General features: G+C 30.5%; 22 protein-coding genes and 1 pseudogene. 8 read left to right on the top strand and 15 right to left on the bottom strand.

The genetic code is table 11. The features are described from left to right. Nucleotides 1–390: 390 nt before the first annotated feature. The 3 genes from M1D64_RS02470 to M1D64_RS02460 all read right to left on the bottom strand — a co-directional run bounded on the left by M1D64_RS02470 (nucleotide 391) and on the right by M1D64_RS02460 (nucleotide 2925). Nucleotides 391–870, bottom strand: a complete 480-nt coding sequence (locus M1D64_RS02470) for a YSIRK-type signal peptide-containing protein (protein WP_081327055.1) — start codon at nucleotides 868–870, stop codon at nucleotides 391–393. A 363-nt stretch (nucleotides 871–1233) separates the two neighbouring features. Then, nucleotides 1234–1773 (bottom strand): GNAT family N-acetyltransferase, encoded by a 540-nt coding sequence (locus M1D64_RS02465; RefSeq protein WP_069826177.1) that lies wholly within the window; start codon nucleotides 1771–1773, stop codon nucleotides 1234–1236. Nucleotides 1774–2100: 327 nt separating this feature from the next. Beyond that, a complete protein-coding gene (locus tag M1D64_RS02460; RefSeq protein WP_069819737.1) occupies nucleotides 2101–2925 on the bottom strand; it encodes a formate/nitrite transporter family protein in 825 nt (274 codons plus the stop codon). 194 nt (nucleotides 2926–3119) lie between these two features. Here M1D64_RS02460 and M1D64_RS02455 point away from each other — a divergent pair, with 194 nt between their 5' ends. Together M1D64_RS02455 and M1D64_RS02450 are read left to right on the top strand one after the other, a co-directional pair. After that, nucleotides 3120–3521: an Rrf2 family transcriptional regulator gene (locus M1D64_RS02455; protein WP_011302455.1), complete on the top strand. Its 402-nt coding sequence runs from the start codon at nucleotides 3120–3122 to the stop codon at nucleotides 3519–3521. A gap of 22 nt (nucleotides 3522–3543) precedes the next feature. Further along, nucleotides 3544–3744, top strand: a pseudogene (locus M1D64_RS02450) (family 1 glycosylhydrolase); the annotation flags it as partial. 306 nt (nucleotides 3745–4050) lie between these two features. Here the strand turns inward: M1D64_RS02450 and M1D64_RS02445 are convergent. The 3 genes from M1D64_RS02445 to M1D64_RS02435 all read right to left on the bottom strand — a co-directional run bounded on the left by M1D64_RS02445 (nucleotide 4051) and on the right by M1D64_RS02435 (nucleotide 5381). Beyond that, a complete protein-coding gene (locus M1D64_RS02445) occupies nucleotides 4051–4227 on the bottom strand; it encodes a hypothetical protein (protein WP_037537755.1) in 177 nt (58 codons plus the stop codon). Nucleotides 4228–4313: 86 nt separating this feature from the next. Then, the gene (locus M1D64_RS02440; protein WP_069821560.1) at nucleotides 4314–4787 is read right to left on the bottom strand and encodes an SRPBCC family protein; all 474 of its coding nucleotides are present in this window, start codon (nucleotides 4785–4787) and stop codon (nucleotides 4314–4316) included. Then, nucleotides 4788–5381, bottom strand: a complete 594-nt coding sequence (locus M1D64_RS02435; RefSeq protein WP_069826176.1) for a helix-hairpin-helix domain-containing protein — start codon at nucleotides 5379–5381, stop codon at nucleotides 4788–4790. A gap of 142 nt (nucleotides 5382–5523) precedes the next feature. Here M1D64_RS02435 and M1D64_RS02430 point away from each other — a divergent pair, with 142 nt between their 5' ends. Genes M1D64_RS02430 through M1D64_RS02420 form a run of 3 tightly spaced genes read left to right on the top strand, consistent with a single transcriptional unit; the run spans nucleotide 5524 to nucleotide 6625 of the window. Then, nucleotides 5524–5862 (top strand): PadR family transcriptional regulator, encoded by a 339-nt coding sequence (locus tag M1D64_RS02430; RefSeq protein WP_041079233.1) that lies wholly within the window; start codon nucleotides 5524–5526, stop codon nucleotides 5860–5862. After that, nucleotides 5852–6148, top strand: a complete 297-nt coding sequence (locus M1D64_RS02425) for a hypothetical protein (protein ID WP_228160965.1) — start codon at nucleotides 5852–5854, stop codon at nucleotides 6146–6148. Before M1D64_RS02430 ends, M1D64_RS02425 begins: the two co-directional genes overlap by 11 nt. A gap of 15 nt (nucleotides 6149–6163) precedes the next feature. Continuing rightward, the gene (locus M1D64_RS02420) at nucleotides 6164–6625 is read left to right on the top strand and encodes a hypothetical protein (RefSeq protein ID WP_228482850.1); all 462 of its coding nucleotides are present in this window, start codon (nucleotides 6164–6166) and stop codon (nucleotides 6623–6625) included. A gap of 317 nt (nucleotides 6626–6942) precedes the next feature. On the opposite strand, the gene M1D64_RS02415 is transcribed toward M1D64_RS02420, so the two are convergent. The 4 genes from M1D64_RS02415 to M1D64_RS02400 all read right to left on the bottom strand — a co-directional run bounded on the left by M1D64_RS02415 (nucleotide 6943) and on the right by M1D64_RS02400 (nucleotide 10354). Continuing rightward, entirely contained in the window at nucleotides 6943–7458 is a 516-nt protein-coding gene (locus M1D64_RS02415; RefSeq protein WP_002482445.1) for a YceI family protein, read from the bottom strand. A 178-nt stretch (nucleotides 7459–7636) separates the two neighbouring features. After that, nucleotides 7637–9169 (bottom strand): zinc ABC transporter substrate-binding lipoprotein AdcA, encoded by a 1533-nt coding sequence (gene adcA / locus M1D64_RS02410; RefSeq protein ID WP_069838179.1) that lies wholly within the window; start codon nucleotides 9167–9169, stop codon nucleotides 7637–7639. 183 nt (nucleotides 9170–9352) lie between these two features. Beyond that, a complete protein-coding gene (locus M1D64_RS02405; RefSeq protein ID WP_002482443.1) occupies nucleotides 9353–9958 on the bottom strand; it encodes a DsbA family protein in 606 nt (201 codons plus the stop codon). 27 nt (nucleotides 9959–9985) lie between these two features. After that, nucleotides 9986–10354: a cystatin-like fold lipoprotein gene (locus M1D64_RS02400; protein ID WP_037537751.1), complete on the bottom strand. Its 369-nt coding sequence runs from the start codon at nucleotides 10352–10354 to the stop codon at nucleotides 9986–9988. Nucleotides 10355–10631: 277 nt separating this feature from the next. On the opposite strand from M1D64_RS02400, the gene M1D64_RS02395 reads away from it, so the two are divergent. Beyond that, a complete protein-coding gene (locus M1D64_RS02395) occupies nucleotides 10632–11864 on the top strand; it encodes an aminoacyltransferase (RefSeq protein WP_041079235.1) in 1233 nt (410 codons plus the stop codon). A gap of 103 nt (nucleotides 11865–11967) precedes the next feature. On the opposite strand, the gene M1D64_RS02390 is transcribed toward M1D64_RS02395, so the two are convergent. Both M1D64_RS02390 and M1D64_RS02385 read right to left on the bottom strand, forming a co-directional pair. Beyond that, a complete protein-coding gene (locus M1D64_RS02390; protein WP_080588838.1) occupies nucleotides 11968–12300 on the bottom strand; it encodes an ASCH domain-containing protein in 333 nt (110 codons plus the stop codon). A gap of 163 nt (nucleotides 12301–12463) precedes the next feature. Beyond that, the gene (locus M1D64_RS02385; RefSeq protein ID WP_037537746.1) at nucleotides 12464–13927 is read right to left on the bottom strand and encodes an MDR family MFS transporter; all 1464 of its coding nucleotides are present in this window, start codon (nucleotides 13925–13927) and stop codon (nucleotides 12464–12466) included. Nucleotides 13928–14146: 219 nt separating this feature from the next. Here M1D64_RS02385 and M1D64_RS02380 point away from each other — a divergent pair, with 219 nt between their 5' ends. Then, a complete protein-coding gene (locus tag M1D64_RS02380; protein WP_011302442.1) occupies nucleotides 14147–14251 on the top strand; it encodes a putative metal homeostasis protein in 105 nt (34 codons plus the stop codon). Nucleotides 14252–14506: 255 nt separating this feature from the next. On the opposite strand, the gene M1D64_RS02375 is transcribed toward M1D64_RS02380, so the two are convergent. Beyond that, complete coding sequence (locus M1D64_RS02375; RefSeq protein ID WP_069826173.1) at nucleotides 14507–15193, bottom strand: 2,3-diphosphoglycerate-dependent phosphoglycerate mutase; 687 nt, start codon at nucleotides 15191–15193, stop codon at nucleotides 14507–14509. Nucleotides 15194–15570: 377 nt separating this feature from the next. On the opposite strand from M1D64_RS02375, the gene M1D64_RS02370 reads away from it, so the two are divergent. Further along, the gene (locus M1D64_RS02370) at nucleotides 15571–15939 is read left to right on the top strand and encodes an aggregation-promoting factor C-terminal-like domain-containing protein (protein WP_069838180.1); all 369 of its coding nucleotides are present in this window, start codon (nucleotides 15571–15573) and stop codon (nucleotides 15937–15939) included. Nucleotides 15940–16228: 289 nt separating this feature from the next. Here the strand turns inward: M1D64_RS02370 and M1D64_RS02365 are convergent, their stop codons facing one another. Continuing rightward, entirely contained in the window at nucleotides 16229–17098 is an 870-nt protein-coding gene (locus tag M1D64_RS02365) for a cation diffusion facilitator family transporter (RefSeq protein ID WP_037537742.1), read from the bottom strand. A gap of 259 nt (nucleotides 17099–17357) precedes the next feature. After that, nucleotides 17358–17741, bottom strand: coding sequence for a GtrA family protein (locus M1D64_RS02360; RefSeq protein WP_037537739.1), 384 nt, complete (start codon nucleotides 17739–17741; stop codon nucleotides 17358–17360). Nucleotides 17742–17836 lie beyond the last annotated feature (95 nt).

Below are 17836 nucleotides of genomic sequence, written 5' to 3'. Positions count from 1 at the left end.
CTTCTTTTGAATTAATATCAGGCGCAGTTTCTGGTTTAGCTTTATCTTCTGATGAAGTTGGATTCGCTTTTACGTCTGCTTGATCATCTACTTTTTCATTTTTAACATTTGATGTTTCTGTTGAATCTTCTTGAGTTTCAACTTCCCATGATTGACGTTTTTCTTTTTGTTCATCACTTAAATTAGATGAACTTGCTTGATGGTCTATCTCACTATCATTTTCATCAGCCGTTGATTGTTTATCTGCTGTATTTTCATTTAGTTTACCTGTATCAACTTTATTATCTGATGAATGCTTATCAGATGCATTAGGAGTACCCTATTCACCATCTTTTGCTTGAATTTGTTCTATTGATGGATTAAATTCTGTTTTTTCTGAATTTTCATCTTCTACTTTATTGCTATCTTCTTTCTTTTCTTGATTATCATTGTTTTGGTTTGATTCAGGAATTTTTCCGTCTTTATATCTTCGGTCGAATTTTCTTGATTAATTGGTGGTTGTTGAGATTTAGACTCTACTTTTGTAGACGTATTTGAGCTATCATTGTTAGCTTGTGATTGGTTTGTATTTTGAGATTCATCTTGTGGTTGTGCTTGAAGATTTTTTGTTTGGTCATCCGTTGATTTGACATCAGTAACACTACTTGCGTTTTCATTTGTAACTGACGGCGATATTGGACGATTTGACTCGTCTTTCGCTGAAGTTTGTTCATTCTTTAATTCATTACTTGAAGATTCACTTGCAAATGACACATTTCCGCTAGCAATAAAAAATGTAGCCGCTAATACAGATACTGTGCCGATAGAATATTTTCTTATACTGAATCTTTGCCTCGAATTACCATTTTTTTGGATATTGTTTTTCTTCAAAAAATCACCTCTAAATTATTTTTTGTGAAACTACATCCCTTGTTAATAATTTCCGCAAAAATTATAAATAACTGTATATATAAGATAATATATTTTATATTGAAGTAAATTAATTTCTATTATTAATACATTTCTTTAATGCATAATTGATCAAAATCTCATTTAAAAAGCAACTTTTGTATAGTTAAATGTAATTGCTAATCATTGGAAAAATTAAGGTTTATTTCTTTATAAAATTAAAAGTAAACCTAAATGCGATTTCGATATCATTTGTTGTGTTTATCAGTTTTATCTTATATAAAATCATCAAAAAAGGAATCCTCTTATTCAACTAATAAAAGGATTCCCTGATTCATATATTTATTAATGGAATGGTGGTTTTCCCAACACATCTTCATCGAATCTTTCTGGTATAAGTACTTTTCTCATGATAACACCTAAATCGCCATCTTCACTTTCATGTTCATCATAAATTTCATATCCACGTTTTTTATAAATATCTAGAAGCCACGGGTGTTTACGGGCTGAGGTACCTAAAGTTACAGCTGGTACTTTAAGTGTATCTCGTAAAAATGTTTCTTCTACATATTTTAACAATTTACTACCTATCCCTTTACCATCATATGAAGGCTTAGTTGCAAACCACCACACAAATGGATATATGGAAATACGTCGTTTACTTTCCCATGGAAAACGCACTGTTATAGTTGAAATGATTTCTTTATCATCTTCTAATACAAATGTAGTATTTTTTGTTAGATTATCTTTTACCAAAGCTAAATCAGCATTGACAGATGGCCAATCAATTCCCAATTCTCTTAATGGTGTAAAAGCCTCATGCATAAGTTGTTGTAGCGCTTCTGCATCTGACTCTGTTGCAATTCTTATATTGTAATCAGACATGTTGTCACTCCTATCATTCCCAAGCTTATTAAGTCATTAAAATAAAATGATTTTCATAAACTTACTTTTAAATTATATAAATACAATATGTCTTCTTTATAATCGAGTCAATTGATATGTTTTAGAATATAGATCCAATACATACGTGAAGGCAAAGCAATCACACTTTGCTATCATGTTTTCGTGAATCTACGTCAACATTAATTGCTGTTTATAGCGTCACAAGTGTTAAAGCTATTGTGTATACATTATGTATTTGTAAATCAATCAGTTATAGCACTATTGATTAAATTTTAGAGATACTAACTGTTTTCATAGATGCTCATTTTATGATTTACTATGCCAACTATCCCTTCTACCATTCAAATATGCATAAACTAAACCTACGAAAATACCTCCACCGATAAAATTACCAATAAACGCGCAGACAATATTTTTCAATACATGTAACCATGCTACCGCGTCGAAATCATAAAAAACCATACCTGAATACAACCCAGCATTAAACACAACATGCTCGTATCCCATAAATACAAATACAATCACTCCACAAGCGATGAAAAATGCTTTGGATAAACCATCTTTAAATTGAATTGATACATAGATGCCGATATTAATAAAGAAATTACAAAAAATCGCTTTTACTAAAATCGCATACCAACTACTATCAATGGTTTTGCCGTCGACCATACTAGTTAAGCTACTGATCATTTCTGGTGTCATAATAGGTGTGAATTTCATTAATGCAAAAAGTATAAAACCACCGATTATATTAAATAAGAAACAAACCAACATAATACCTAACGCTTTATTCATACCAATGATTTTATAATACCATCCCACTGTCAGATACATAAAATTACTAGTTAATAATTCTGAATTAGTTAACACAATCAACACCAATGCTAAACTAAAAGAAATGGCGCCCATCAGATTCACTAAACCTTCATTCGTTCCTGCAAATTGTGTTTTGATACCTAGCATAAATACTGTAACAATAGCTAATAGAAATCCTGACATAATGGATTTTAGTGCATAGCGTCCTGGAGTTTGACTAAACATGACTTCTTTCATTTGTACTTGATTATTAATATTTTCAATTGTTTCTTTTGACGTATATGTATCGTTTATAGACTTGCCATTATCAACCATAAATCATTCGCACCCCTTATCAATTTTTAAAAAATCAAATTTTCCTAACAATATTATTATAAGAGTTTATACCTATACTTAATAGTCGTTTTAGAACATTTTATTAAATTAATACATTGCACGTTTAAATAATATATCGTAAACTCTACTTGTAACTAAAATTTACACAAGCACTAGCAAAAGGAGTCTTAATCTTGAACACTCAATTTTCTGTGTCCATACACATTCTTACACTATTAGCCACTGAAAAAGAACCAGTGTCTAGTCAATATATAGCAGATAGCATCAATAGTAATGCCACACTAGTTCGTAAAATATGTCGTTATTTAAGAGACGGTCATTATATTCAAAGTAGTCAAGGTATCTCGGGATACAGTCTATCTTCTTCCGCAAATGAGATTCACTTAGGCGACCTATACCAGCTTATCTTTTCAGAAACAATGCATTTCGCAAAAATTCATAAAGATACCAATCAACATTGTCATGTAGGTAAAAATATTAGCCATGCGCTAGATGAAATTTATAGTGAAGTTGATACAACCATAATTAATAAACTAAACACGTATACAATCCAATCGGTCATTGATCATTTTTAAAAATGCTTACGTAACTTACTTTTTAATGGGTTATACACCATGGAGAATCATTGATATTATTTCATTTACAACTGGAGAAATGAAAAAACGTTATGGTCTCATTTATGTAGATAGAGATAATGAAGGACATGGTACTTTAGAACGTAAGAAAAAAGCTTCCTTTGATTGGTACCGTAATGTGATTAAAACAAATGGTGAGTCCCTCAATCAATATGATAAATAAAACAGCCTGAGACAAAATAGATGTCTCAGGCTGTTTTCAATTAGGCAGTAGATGACTGACTTAAAATATAAAGACTCACTTGTTTAAAGAAATGATTTTTCCATTCCCATGGAAACGAGACGCTCTAATGCATAAGCCAAAGCCTATATACCACATGAAATTTCTAGAAAGACATATACATGAGCATTAGTTCAGGTGAACCTTTATACAAGTCATCGTTGCCTTGATTGCATAGGTGGGAGTACGAAATCTCTATTAGAAAATTTGATTTCTGCCCCTCCCCTTTTTGGTTAAACAACTATAGTATTATTGTTTAAATTTACTTAAAAAATGTAGACCATAGGCAAAAATACCATATCCAGCTAATGTACGTAAGAACCATTTAAATGTATGACTACTTAAGGTTTTTTCATTTAATAATAGTGTAGGAATTAATGTACTAAATGAATACAAACCAAGTACTTTCATGTAACGTTTATTCAATACACACACCTCTTTTCAATACTATTATATCGAAAAACGCTAAATGATTACTATGCCAATTCCAACATTTTTTTGAAGTTTTACTGTTATAAAGTTTCTAATAATGTCTCTAAGTTATCAAACGTACTATTCATACCTTCTTCGACACCCATATCTAATAATTGTTGTGCCGCTTTAGGGTCGGGTAATACAGCAACTGAAGTAAGTTTTGCTACACCATTATCGTTATCTTCAATATGAATCGTATTGTGCATACCAGCCATTTTTTGATCAATATTACCATCTTTATCTGCAAAATAATCATTATAATCAATCAGCGTGGGTTGTATCACTTCGTTATATTGCGTTACAGTATAGCTCGTACCTTGTGGTGCGCGTATAGCAAAAAAGGCATTCCCACCCGTTTGTACATCAAATTCATACACTTCTGTAGTGGCACCTTGTGGGTGAAACCATTTTTCAAATAAATTTTGGTCTGTATATGCTTTAAAAATTTGTTCTGCAGTAGTTTTAAATTCCCTCGTAAATATGATGTTATTTTCTACAATTTTTACACTCATTTATGATTCTCCTTCATTCATTATTATATATGATGTTATTGATTTAACTTTGGCATCTTTACGGTGACTTGTAAATTCAAACATATCAGCAAAATAAATCGTTGTACCATTTTCCAAAATCTGCGTACCATGCAATGCACCAGATTTACCGTGACTTATATTCATTTTCACATCTATGGATACAATAGTTTCTTTGTGGTCTTCAAGCTCTTGATAAAATGCGTCAAATCCAGTTAATTGAAATGCGTCTACTACTTCCCATTTAAAGTCCTCTGCAACGATCGCTTGCAATTTGTCTTTATCCACAAGTGCTGAGCCAATTAAAAAATCTAGCATGACTCTTCTCTTAGGTGCGTTATCACATTTCAAATCACCAGTTAAGTTAAATGGCACATCAAATCCAATATCCTCTTTAAAATTCATGTTATGTTTTTTCAAATTATCTTCCAATATATCCATTGCTTTCGGTCCTACACCATGTATTGCTAATAATGTCGTTCTATCATATCCAGCAACATCTTCTAATGTTTTTACCCCTATATGGTGTAATGCATTCGTCGCTGGTTTCCCTATTTTAGGTAAATCTATCGTCATTTTATCAACCCCTTCTTTTTAATAGCTATACCCAATTTAAAAAGTGATTAATTTTTAAACAACTATCTTTTATTGAAAGATAGTTGACCTTAATCAAAATTTATACTATCTTTTATTATAAGATAGTGAAAAGAGGGATTATATGTCAATATCTGATCAAATGATGAAAGGATTGTTAGATGGAGCTATTTTAGGTTTAATTGCACAAGGCGAAACATATGGCTATGAAATATTAGACAAATTAAAATCACAACAATTTCCAGAAATCAGTGATGGCAGTATTTATCCAGTATTATTACGCTTAAATAAAAAAGGTTATGTTACAAGTGTTTCTAAAAAATCGATGACTGGTGGACCTAAACGTAAATATTACTCAATTACTGATACTGGTAAAAATGAATTAAATCAATTTAAAGCAAATTGGCATTATTTGAATAATGGTATGAATAATTTGATGAGGAGTGTAAACGATGTTAACTAAAAAAGCTGAAGATTTTTTACTAAAGCTGCGTATCGAATTATTATTTCGTGGTAAAAACGAAAAAGATGTTAACGCGATTGAAGAAGAATTACGTGACCATATTACCACTGCTGAAGCACAAAACGAAAATGTCGATGACTTATTGAATACACCTATAAAAAACTATGCCGACACATTTTCAAAGGAACTAAATTTAACACAAGGTATTTATAAATATATATTTTATTTCATTTCTTTCATGATTATTATGGTAGTCATTCCTAGGATGCTTGATAACTCATTTTAACTAACGTTAGCGCTCATGCTTTATATACTATTTATATTTATAGGTTCTTTCGTACTTATATTATTTGTCATTAAAAAATTAATTATGACATGGGGAGATAGTAAAAAGACTTATATTGCTGTTGGTTTTTCATCAGCTATCGTCTTCGGTATTTATATATTAAGTGAGTATTTATTACGACATTATCCAATATTTATTTTTTGGTCACCTAATCAAACTACTAATTTTATTATTGGCATAATACTTTTATTACTAACAATGGCCATTTGCTTGCTATTAAAGAAAAAATATTTTGCTGGTCTTATTTTAATCTTATGTCTGCCTAACATAATAAGCAGGATATTTACTGGCGGCGATTACTCTAATAAAAATTTCTTAATCATTTCATCTATTGTATTAACAATTATCTCTTTATCTTTCATTGCTTATATTGTTGTACAATATTATCGTGACAAAAAATCAACCGACAATAATTAAATATAAAAAGCTACTTGATTAACAATTTGTTTCAAATATAGACCAAGCTACTGCATTAATTTTGTGTTAGTTTGGTCTATTTTTTTATCGTTTGCGTAATTCAATGTAATAAACATTACGGATTTTTAATTTAGATATTCTCATGTTTTTAATGTATTGGCATTTATTTGGACCGACTCCTACGGGAAAAGCACTAGCCGAAGACTACAGGTTATGGCAGTGCCAACGGAAAGCGTGCACAAAAAAACTGCCGACAAAGTCAAAGACTTTGTCGGTAGTCTGAACCTACTCGATAATCTAGTAGTTTTTTATATAGTTTAGTCTTCTAATGCGAATTCTAAACTCACTTGGAATTTCACATCTTTACCAATCATTACGCCACCAGTTTCAAGTGCTTGGTTGAACGTGATACCATATTTTTCGCGGTTAATTGAACCGTTAACAATAAATCCAACCGTTGTTGCACCGTTCATTGGGTTTTTACTTTGGCCTTCATATGATAAGTCAAAAGTTTCTTCATTCGTTTCGCCTTTAATTGTTACATTACCTGTGATTGATTTTTCATCTACTTTAGTAATTTCAAATTTGATTTCTGGATTATTTTCTACATCTAAGAAATCTCCACTACGTAAATGCGCATCACGATCATCTACACGTGTATCAATAGAGCTCGCATTAATTGTAAAATCACCTTTAATTGTACTTAAATCATTAATGTCGCCATCAATATTTGCATCAAACTCTGTAAATCTACCTTTAATATTTGAAATCATTAAATGTTTTACTGAAAATTCTACTACTGAATGTGCTGCATCGAAATTAAATTTTGTCATTATCACTATACCTCCAAAGTATTATAAGTTTTGTTGGTACATTTATTATACCAAGTATATAAAATACATCAAACAAAAAGCTTAAATATTTTCTTCTAAATTCATTATTCCCATTTCTGAATAAAGTATTCATTTGAAGATTCAAACAATTGTGAAGGTTTATTGAAAATTATCATTCTTAATGAGCTAACATTTCCTCTTTAATTTCCTCGCTATTTAACGAATTTGGATAATATGTTGGCCAATTATCTAATTCTTTTAAAATCTTATCTTTATTATTGCCCATAAAAATATGGAAATGTGCAGCTTTTTTCGGTGCAATATTATGATCACTGAACTGTACATATTTAGGTAAATGACTATTTTGATCTACTAATTTAAAAGTATATCTCACACCTCTGTTACCTTTTTCATATTTTAAAATATCTTTGCCATCATATACATATTTCCCAGTTTCTTTTTTACCATCTTTTTCAAACGTTATTGTATCGTTTGAAATAGTAATATGACTTATATCTGTTTTATAACCTTTTTCATAATATAACTTATATGCTTTAGCAGACATGGAATCATCATCTTCTGCTTTATGTTCCATAACTTCATCCAAAGTACCATCTTTTAAGTAAGGATAAACTGATTGCCAGTTGCCTTTATAATCACCCAATGTTCTATCTTTAACTTGGCTATCTTTAAAATAACCGTCAGAAATCGCTTTATCATATTTACTCTGTTCCTTATCGTCTTCAGTTTGAATAGAATCACTCAATGCTTTATCCATATTTGTAATATTTTTCTTCATCAATGATTGATAACTCAACTTATGATCTTGTTGCTGCGATTTATTTAAAGATTCCATATTATAAAATTTTAAAGGTTTTGCCTCTGTTTCTTTACGTATTGTGTCTGTCACTTTATTTGATACATTATCTTCATAAAAAATGTATTTAGCTCCAGAATCTTTAATTTCTTTCACAATGTTCGACAATGATTTTTGTGAAGGATCTTCAGCATTCATATTTTGTACACCTTTTTGAACAAAATCATATCTTTCTGCAAGATATCCAATAGATTCATGAGATATAAATATCGTATTACCTTCTTTATTTTCAGTAATAGATTTCAAATCTTTATCTATTGCTATTAAATCTTTATTTAATTTTTCATAGTTTTTTTCATATGTTTTCTTGTGTTTAGGATCCTTCTTAATTAGTTCATCTTTAATCTCTTTAGCAAATGTCTGATCAAATTTAGGATCTAACCAAACATGAGGATCGTATCCGCCATGATGGTGATGTTCATCATGGTCATGTCCTTCTTCCTCATGACTATGTTGGTCCGTAAGCAATTGAGATTTATCTAATTTATCTTCAAGTGCTAATTTTTTATCATCTTTTTTAATTGTACTTGCTACTTTTTTAGCAACTGGATCTAAATTATCACCAGTATATAGAAATAAGTCCGCTTTTGATGCATTAATTATATCTTTTTGTGTAGGTTCGTAATTATGTAAATCTGTTCCAGCTGGGTAGATAGAATTCACCTCTACGTGTTTACCACCTATTTGTTCAGCAAATGACTTCAAAGGGAAAACAGTTGTATTTATTTTTATTTTTTCATTCGATTTTGTATTATCGGACTCTCCTTTTCCACAACCGGCTAGAACTACCATGAATGCCAGAACCATAATACTAATGTATGTAATTTGTTTCAATTTTAAAACCTCCTAAATAGTAATTGTTACGATTTATAATTATATGCTTTCTTCCTCATAAAAACAATACTAATATAAATTTTTCGTAATTATTACGATTTAATCCCGAGAAAAAACACAGACAAGTAAAATCAAAAATATGATTATACTTGTCTGTGCTCATTTCAACTTTTAGTTAAATTTCTACTCTTTTTCTAATATTTTTTTGTAATTCTCAAAATCATAAGGATCTTCTACTTTTTGGCCATGGACGAAAACAGTAGGCGCTGTTTCAATATGGTTATCTTTATATTGCTTTTGATCCTTTTTTGCAGCTACCCAAGATTTACTGTTTTCTTGTTTATAGTCGTCTTTGATTTCTTTTTTAAGCGTCGTATTAATTTTAAGTTTATCTATTTGTTGATCAACTATTTGATTTGTAATCCATGCTTTTTCTGAATTAGGTTGTTGTTTAAACATTAATTCTTGAAATTTTAAATATTGTTCTGGTGCTAGCCTTTGTACAGCATGACCTGCTCTTGAACCAATAATAGAATCATCACCTAAAAATGCCATATTAACAAATTGATAGTCCACTTTATCTGTATCAATATAGTGCTTTTTCAATTTTGGCATTACATTTTTTTCGACTTTTTTACAATATGGGCACTTAAAATCTCCATACTCAATAATCTTTATTTTCCCATCAGACGTTGTTTTATCATCTTTATGTGTATCTTCTGGGTTGGTACAAGCAGTTGCTAATACAAGTGTAAGCACTAGCACGATTGATAACCATGCTTTTTTCATTTATTACACCTCAATTTCATTTACTCGTTATTCGTCTAAATCCATATTTTCTTCTTTATAGTCTGGGTCATGTTTCTGTATATAGCCTTTTGAATTAAAATCTTTTTTAAATGTTGTTTTACCATCTTTATATTCATAAGCATAATAATGAATCTCTTCATCATTCTTAATAGGTTTATAGGCAATAATTACAAATTTGCCTTTTTCATATACATATATATTGGCATCTTTTTTGTCAAATTTGCGTTCAATATCACCTTTGTGTTGTTCTGCAAGTTTTTTCTGATAATGTTGTTGTTTATTTACTGCTTTATCTATTTTATCTGCATATTTACCACTACTACACCCAGCAATCATTAATGTAGAGATGACAATTAGCGTTATAATCTTTTTCATACTTTATTTCACTCCTAAAACAATCCTCTTTTTAAATTAAATACTTTGATATACATTATAACCGTAAGTAATATCATACACTGAATTAGCAAAATGTACTATAGTATTTTTAAAGTATATAGCCTACCAATGTGATACACTATTTAATAAAAATATTTTTAATATTACAATCTGTTTTTTTGTAAAACATGGTATTTAATAGTAAATTTGGTATACTACTTATAAGTTGTCCAACTCAATTTCAAAATAAACGTTGCCATTTAAGGAGGCAAAATATATGTTCTTTGTGAATCTTACCCCTGAAGAATTCCAAACATTCACACAAAATCACTTTTCACATTACACACAATCACGTGTTAATTATGAAGCTCAATACAATGCACACTTGTTAGGTGTTAAAGACGACAATGGCGAAGTCATTGCTGCTGGTATGTTTACAGAAGCACGCGCGCTAAAATTCTTTAAATATTTTTATAGTCAACGTGGACCTATCTTAGACTATACCAATTTGTCACTAGTTGATTTTTACTTTAGCGAATTAACAAAATATCTTAAACAACATAATTGCCTATACGTATTACTTGATCCGTATATCTTAGAAAACTTGAGAAATGCTGATGGCGAAATCAAGAAATCTTACGATAATCGTATGCTTATAAGCACTTTAGAAAAACTAGGTTATAAACATCAAGGTTATCCTGTAGGTTATTCAAAAACGAGCCAAATACGTTGGCTATCTGTCTTAGATTTAAAAGACAAATCAGAACAACAATTACTTAAAGAAATGGATTACCAAACACGACGTAATATCAAACGTACTGAAGAAATGGGCGTTAAAGTACGTCAACTTCCTATAGAAGAAACCAATCGCTTTTTCAAACTATTTAAGATGGCTGAAGAAAAACATGGCTTCAGCTTCCGTGACGAACCATACTTTGAACAATTACAAAAAGATTATCAGAGCTTTGCTTCAATACAATTAGCATATATTGATTTAAGCGAATACGTTAACGGCCTTAAACAAAAACTAGACACATTAAATCATCAAATGAAAGACGTGGAAGCTGCATTACAAGAAAGTCCAAATTCTAAAAAACAAAAAACGAAACAAACACAACTTAATCAACAAATTGTCAGTACACAACGCAAAATTGATGATACTAATAAGACAATTACGACGGATGGCCCAGTCTTAGACTTAGCAGCTGCTATCTATATTTATAATGATTATGAAGTATATTATTTATCTAGTGGTTCTAATCCAGACTATAATGCCTTTATGGGTGCTTATAAGCTGCAATGGGAAATGATTAAATTTGCAAAGAATCACAATATCGATCGTTATAATTTTTACGGGATCACTGGTGACTTTAGTGAAGACGCCATTGATTATGGTGTTCAACAGTTCAAAAAAGGCTTCAATGCAGATGTTGAAGAATATATTGGAGATTTTGTTAAGCCAATCAAACCATTACTCTACAAACTAGGAAAACGAATTGGAAAATTATAGCCTCATTGTGTAACTATGAAATAAAAAAGGTTTAGGACATGTTTTGATGTCCTAAACCTTTTTTCATGTACTAAGTTATGCTTTTACAAAATACATTTCTCTATTATGGAACTAAATGTATTTCAATTGCTAATGCACCCAAATGAAGTTCGTCAGTTTGATTATATATTTGATAGATAGATGCTAATTTTTGAGATAATTGCATCTCATCACTAAAACCTACTTCTTTATTTGAATAATGTTGTAGTAATGCTTGGAACGAATCGTACACTTTAACATTATCCACTTTCACCTTCACTTGTTCACCTGTTGCTAAATTAGTAAATTCTATGAAATCGCCTATTTGCACTGCTTGTCTTTTCTCATCATTCAATCTAACTTCTACAGTTTTTGTACTATTACTTACTAACCGAAATGGTTCTTCATATAAGCCCATCGAATGTTCTATAAAGCCTTTCACCCTTTTCCTATAAATCTTATGATGTAACATTAAAAATACCATAATCCTGTCATTTAAAACACTAAATTCGTCTTGCTCGATAATAATATAAAAACTGTCGGCAACATACACGCTGCAGACAGTTTCGGTCTTTTAATAATTATTTGCTTTGTTGTTGTTCGAGTTCTTGTTGCTCTTGATTTATTTTACGTTTACTTTTAAGCATAAATACACTGATTAAACTGATAATAGAAATGATTACAGCAAACCAAAATGCTGCGTGATAACCGCTTAACAATGCTTCATGTTGTATTTGCATTGCCATTTCTTTTTTACCCATTCCTTTATAATCACTCATATTAGGTGAAAAGTCTTTTGCTACTTGACTCATAATTGTTATTAAACCTGCCGTCCCTATGGAAGCTGATATCTGTTGAACTGTATTAGTCATAGATGAGCCATGCGCATTCATCTCTCGTGACAATTGGTTCATTGTATGCGTCATAAGTGGCATTAAACCAAGTGCTATACCAATCATTCTAATAGCGTAAATTGTCGCTAATATAGCTGATGATGTGTTTTCATCCATAAATATAAAGTATGAACTTGTTACAACGACAATCAGCATACCTATAAATGCAAGTATTTTTGCACCATATTTTTCATATAGGAAACCTGAAGCTACTGACATAATACCCATCACAATTGCACCAGGTAATAATATTAAACCAGACTGTAATGCTGTATCTTTCATAATATTTTGCACAAACATTGGTAATACTGTTTCCGAACCTATCATAGCAATCATCGTAAAGGCCATGATAACAATTCCCACTGCAAATTGACTATTTTTAAATACTGAAAAATCAAGTAACGGGGTTTCTAATCTTGTTTGACGGAAAATGAATAACACGACTAATATTAAGCCGCCAATAACTGTTGTCAGTACAACAGGATCATTCCATCCATCTCGAGATAAAGAACTTGTCCCATAAAGTAAACCACCAAAGCCTAAGACTGACAAGGCTATAGATAATATATCAATAGGCGCTTTCCTGTTAGTACCAACATTTTTCACAAATTTTATCGCACCAAGAAATGTTAGCGCTGCAATCGGCGCAACGACATGAAATAGTGAACGCCAATCAAAATACTCCACTAAATAACCTGAAAGCGTTGGACCAATGGCAGGCGCTAAACCGATAACTAAACCAAAGGTACCCATGTATTTACCACGTTCATGTGGTTCGAAAATATCTAAAATTGTAGTCATCATTAATGGCATCATAATACCTGATCCCATTGCCTGCACAATTCTTGCACATAATAAAACCGTAAAATTCGGACTAAATCCTGCAATGATTGTACCGATAAAGAATATAAAAATTGCAGTTAAGAAAACTTGTCTTGTTGAAAAACGTTGTATAATCATTGCTGATAACGGAACAACAATGCCGTTTGTTAATAAAAAGGCAGTTGTAAGCCATTGTACTTGCGTATAATCTATATCAAAATCTTTCATTATACTCGGTAATGCCGTTGTTAACAGTGTTTCATTTAATAGTCCAAAGAAACCACCAAACAACATCATTAGAATCATAATTATTTTTGTTTTTTGAGTCATTTTTATCTCCTATTTACACATTCGTCTTTAGCACATTTATTTGTCGCATTTATGCATTATACATATAAAATGTTTATCTGACATTAAAATAACTCAAAAAAATGGTGATTTTTACAAATTAGGTTATTAGATAAAAAATTAACCTCAAATCGTAATAATTACTATTTACAAAACGTACTTTTTAATTCATAATCAATTTCTATAAAGGAGGTTTTATGTATGAAATTAGACTTACAAACAGCACGTAGAAATTTAAATAGTCCTAATATCAAAACACGTAAACGCGCACGCAAAATTATTCAACAACATAAGCGTAGTAAATAATTTATCTTCATAGGATGTCGCTGTCATTTTAAACATGCCACGTTATTTTTAATATCCAACTATTTTTTCCACAATTAAAAGAGTCTAAGACATCTATTTTTGTCTCAGACTCTTTTAAACATATGCATAATAATTATCTTCCTTTAGATAACCTATTTGATTAGCTATCCTTGGTACCCTACTACTACAAACTCTTATTAAAATTATTTTTTCTGACTGGTTTGCTTTTTAAAGGCTATTTACTATTACTTTCAATTATAAGTAATATTTGTCTATAACTTGTAAGTCATCTGTAAGTTCATATATTAATGGTGCACCTGTTTTAATTTCATATCCAACGATATCTTCATCAGAAACATGCTCTAAATACTTAATCAATGCACGTAATGAATTACCATGAGCTGATACTAACACTGTTTTACCATCTAAAAGTTGTTGAGAAATTTGATCGTTCCAATACGGTATCACTCTTACTAACGTATCTTTTAGGCTTTCAGATTCAGGCATGACACGTCTATCCAAATGTTCATATTTACGGTCATTTAAATAACCTTCTCGTTGTGCTTCATCTTGTTTTGGCGGTGCAACATCATATGAACGTCTCCAAATATGTACTTGATCTTCACCAAACTTTTTACGTGCATCATCTTTATTTAGTCCTTGTAAACCACCATAATGTCTTTCATTTAATCTCCAAGATTTAATTATAGGAATAAATAATTGATTAGATTCATTTAATAAGTGATAAGTTGTTTTAATCGCACGTTCGAGTAGAGATGTATAAACTATATCGATTTCAATGCCTTGTGCTTTTAATTTTTCACCAGATGTTATGGCTTCATTTTCGCCCTGTTCTGATAGATCAACATCTGCCCATCCTGTAAATAGGTTTTCTGCATTCCACACACTTTGTCCATGTCTACATAAAATTAATTTTGGCATAATATTCCTTCTTTCATTAAGTGAAATTAAATTTTTTGCGATATTTACAGTAATATTACAATTCGCATATGCACAACATATCCCATAAATACTTTAATAATCGCATTTATGCTGTCGTCTTTGCTTTGATATATTAAAATTATAACAATTTACAATAGCTTTTGAAATAATTGTAGTCCTTTATTCACAAAAGATACTTTCTTTTTATTTTACTGTAACCTACGTTATAAAATTAGGTGTTATAGTTGTAATCGTTGAAAAAAAGCAAAGCAAATAAGGCAGTAAATTAAATAAATAGTACTTTAAACAAATTAGAACACAAACCTGTTCATTATATTAAAACAGACAGGTACATTCATTAGGAGGATTTTTAAACTATGAAAAAATTATTATTCGCATCTTTCGCATCAATTACAATTGCAGCTACTGGATACGGCGTAACATCAACAGCGGATGCTGCAGAAACACCAGTACAACAATCATCTCAATCTAATAGCGATGTATACAGCCAATTTATCGAAGCTGGTGGAACTAAAGCATTATGGGACAATATTGTAATGCCTGAATCAAGTGGTAATCCTGATGCAGTAAATGAATTAGGATATAGAGGTTTAGGACAAACGAAAGAAGCTTGGGGAACAGGCTCAGTTGAAGAACAAACTAAAGGTATGATTAAATATGCTGAAGACCGTTATGGTTCAATAGATGCAGCAATTGACTTCCGTTTAGCTAACGGTTGGTGGTAAGTATCATGTCACGAGAGTGACTTTAAAATAAATAACTTAGACTAATGAAAACAGCAATTTCTATTTTATTACAATAGAAATTGCTGTTTTTTTACGATGACATCAAATCATTATTGATTCTAATTAGGCCTGTATTTAAAGCTACTCACGAAAGCAATAAATACCTTTGTAAGAGCATAACTGATTTTGATAACATCATTTTTATATACAAAATAACTGATAGTTAAAATATGAATATTTAGATCTCAAACGCTTTTACAGTCAAGTCACATATTGACACGCTCATTTTTCATTGTATGGAAACAGGTTCTGGATGTACATAAACTGAAGAAATACCTTTTTCATGCATGTGATGTTCTACTTTGTCACAAATATGATGAGCTTCTTCCAAAGATAAATCAGATTCCACTACAATAGTGACATCTACAAAGATGCTACTGCCATGATATCGACCTTTAATTGACTGAACATCAATAACCTCTTCTATTTCTAAGACATAATTTTTATATGCTTCTAATTCTTGCTCATTGAATCCATCGCTCAAAGTGAAGATAGATTCTTTAAAAATTCCAAAGCCTGTATATATTATAAGTAGGCCTAAGATTGTCGCTAATATGATATCCACAATTGGAAAGCCGATTTGTGTAAATACTAAGCCAATAGCCGTACCAATACTGACCAAAGCATCAGACAAGTTATCTTTTGCTGCAGAATTTAGAGAACTACTATTTGTACGTTTAGCTAATTTTTGATTAATAAAGAAGACTATGATCATGATGACACCACTGATAACACTGACATAAATCGTGATTGCATTTGGTGTTGCATGTGCTCCTGAAAAAATTCGAGGGAAATTTTCTATAACAACTTGAATACCAACAAACATGATAATAAATGAAACAAGCAGTGTGGAAATATTTTCTGATTTTAAATGACCGTATGGATGATTTTTATCCGCAGGTTTTATTGAAATTTTCAATCCTATAATTACAGCTAGCGAAACGATAATATCCGTCATATTATTTAAACTATCCGCTCTTACTGCTGCTGAGTCATATACATAACCAACAAAATACTTTACTATAGACAGAATGATATAAACAATTAAACTAAGATATGCGCCTTTTTGAGCGATTTTTAAATTCTCACTTTGTGTCATGTCTGTTTCCACCTTAATTGATATTGGATAATATATTATGACGCATCAAAACAACATTTACAACATTTTTTATTATAAAATTATTTAATATAATTATTTTAATTATTTATTTAGCCTTTCCTAAAAATCACTATCAAATTGCATAAAAATAAAGGAAATAATCAAGAAATTAATTATTAGAAATTGATTTCTTGGTTGTTTCCTTCAACTAAAAAGATTAAATAAAGTTGGTGTTCCCTTTTATAACAGGAACTTTGTATCACTCGTCTCTTAATATATATTTTGATAAGACAAAGGTAATTGGAATCGTGATAATTAATCCAGCAAACGGTGCAATGACCGATGATATATGAAACCATTGTACAAATACGTATAATAAACCTGTTTGCATTCCCATATTTACAACCTGTGTCAACGGAAATTGTATAAATTTTCGCCATGTAGGTTTTACTTTATAAACAAAATAGCAGTTCAAATAATACGAAATAATAAAGCTGACTACAAACCCACTTACATGACTGACTAAATAATTAATACCTAATAATTTTAATAATATTAAATAGACCACATAATAATTAAACGTATTTATGCCACCTACTATGATGAATTTAATTACTTCATATTGTGTTTTACTTAAGCTCATTCATTTACTCCTTTATAACCAAACATTATCTATCTTGTATCTCAATTGTGCGATTTAAATGATTCGTATTGTGATTCATTGTAAATATGCTACAT

This window comes from Staphylococcus sp. Z5-21 (genome assembly GCF_056529615.1).
The sequence above is the reverse complement of the archived record's forward strand: the minus strand, read 5'-3'. Positions and strand labels throughout refer to the sequence as shown.

Excerpts from the sequence above, each read along its gene's own strand:
- M1D64_RS02395 (WP_041079235.1), top strand. The coding sequence starts at position 10,632 with ATGTTCTTTGTGAATCTTACCCCTGAAGAATTCCAAACATTCACACAA.
- M1D64_RS02425 (WP_228160965.1), top strand. The coding sequence starts at position 5,852 with ATGTTAACTAAAAAAGCTGAAGATTTTTTACTAAAGCTGCGTATCGAA.
- M1D64_RS02405 (WP_002482443.1), bottom strand. The coding sequence starts at position 9,958 with ATGAAAAAAGCATGGTTATCAATCGTGCTAGTGCTTACACTTGTATTA.
- M1D64_RS02435 (WP_069826176.1), bottom strand. The coding sequence starts at position 5,381 with ATGACGATAGATTTACCTAAAATAGGGAAACCAGCGACGAATGCATTA.
- M1D64_RS02390 (WP_080588838.1), bottom strand. The coding sequence starts at position 12,300 with ATGGGCTTATATGAAGAACCATTTCGGTTAGTAAGTAATAGTACAAAA.
- M1D64_RS02415 (WP_002482445.1), bottom strand. The coding sequence starts at position 7,458 with ATGACAAAATTTAATTTCGATGCAGCACATTCAGTAGTAGAATTTTCA.
- M1D64_RS02360 (WP_037537739.1), bottom strand. The coding sequence starts at position 17,741 with ATGAGCTTAAGTAAAACACAATATGAAGTAATTAAATTCATCATAGTA.
- M1D64_RS02380 (WP_011302442.1), top strand. The coding sequence starts at position 14,147 with ATGAAATTAGACTTACAAACAGCACGTAGAAATTTAAATAGTCCTAAT.
- M1D64_RS02385 (WP_037537746.1), bottom strand. The coding sequence starts at position 13,927 with ATGACTCAAAAAACAAAAATAATTATGATTCTAATGATGTTGTTTGGT.
- M1D64_RS02465 (WP_069826177.1), bottom strand. The coding sequence starts at position 1,773 with ATGTCTGATTACAATATAAGAATTGCAACAGAGTCAGATGCAGAAGCG.
- M1D64_RS02420 (WP_228482850.1), top strand. The coding sequence starts at position 6,164 with ATGCTTTATATACTATTTATATTTATAGGTTCTTTCGTACTTATATTA.
- M1D64_RS02460 (WP_069819737.1), bottom strand. The coding sequence starts at position 2,925 with ATGGTTGATAATGGCAAGTCTATAAACGATACATATACGTCAAAAGAA.
- M1D64_RS02370 (WP_069838180.1), top strand. The coding sequence starts at position 15,571 with ATGAAAAAATTATTATTCGCATCTTTCGCATCAATTACAATTGCAGCT.
- M1D64_RS02440 (WP_069821560.1), bottom strand. The coding sequence starts at position 4,787 with ATGAGTGTAAAAATTGTAGAAAATAACATCATATTTACGAGGGAATTT.
- M1D64_RS02400 (WP_037537751.1), bottom strand. The coding sequence starts at position 10,354 with ATGAAAAAGATTATAACGCTAATTGTCATCTCTACATTAATGATTGCT.
- M1D64_RS02430 (WP_041079233.1), top strand. The coding sequence starts at position 5,524 with ATGTCAATATCTGATCAAATGATGAAAGGATTGTTAGATGGAGCTATT.
- M1D64_RS02375 (WP_069826173.1), bottom strand. The coding sequence starts at position 15,193 with ATGCCAAAATTAATTTTATGTAGACATGGACAAAGTGTGTGGAATGCA.
- M1D64_RS02365 (WP_037537742.1), bottom strand. The coding sequence starts at position 17,098 with ATGACACAAAGTGAGAATTTAAAAATCGCTCAAAAAGGCGCATATCTT.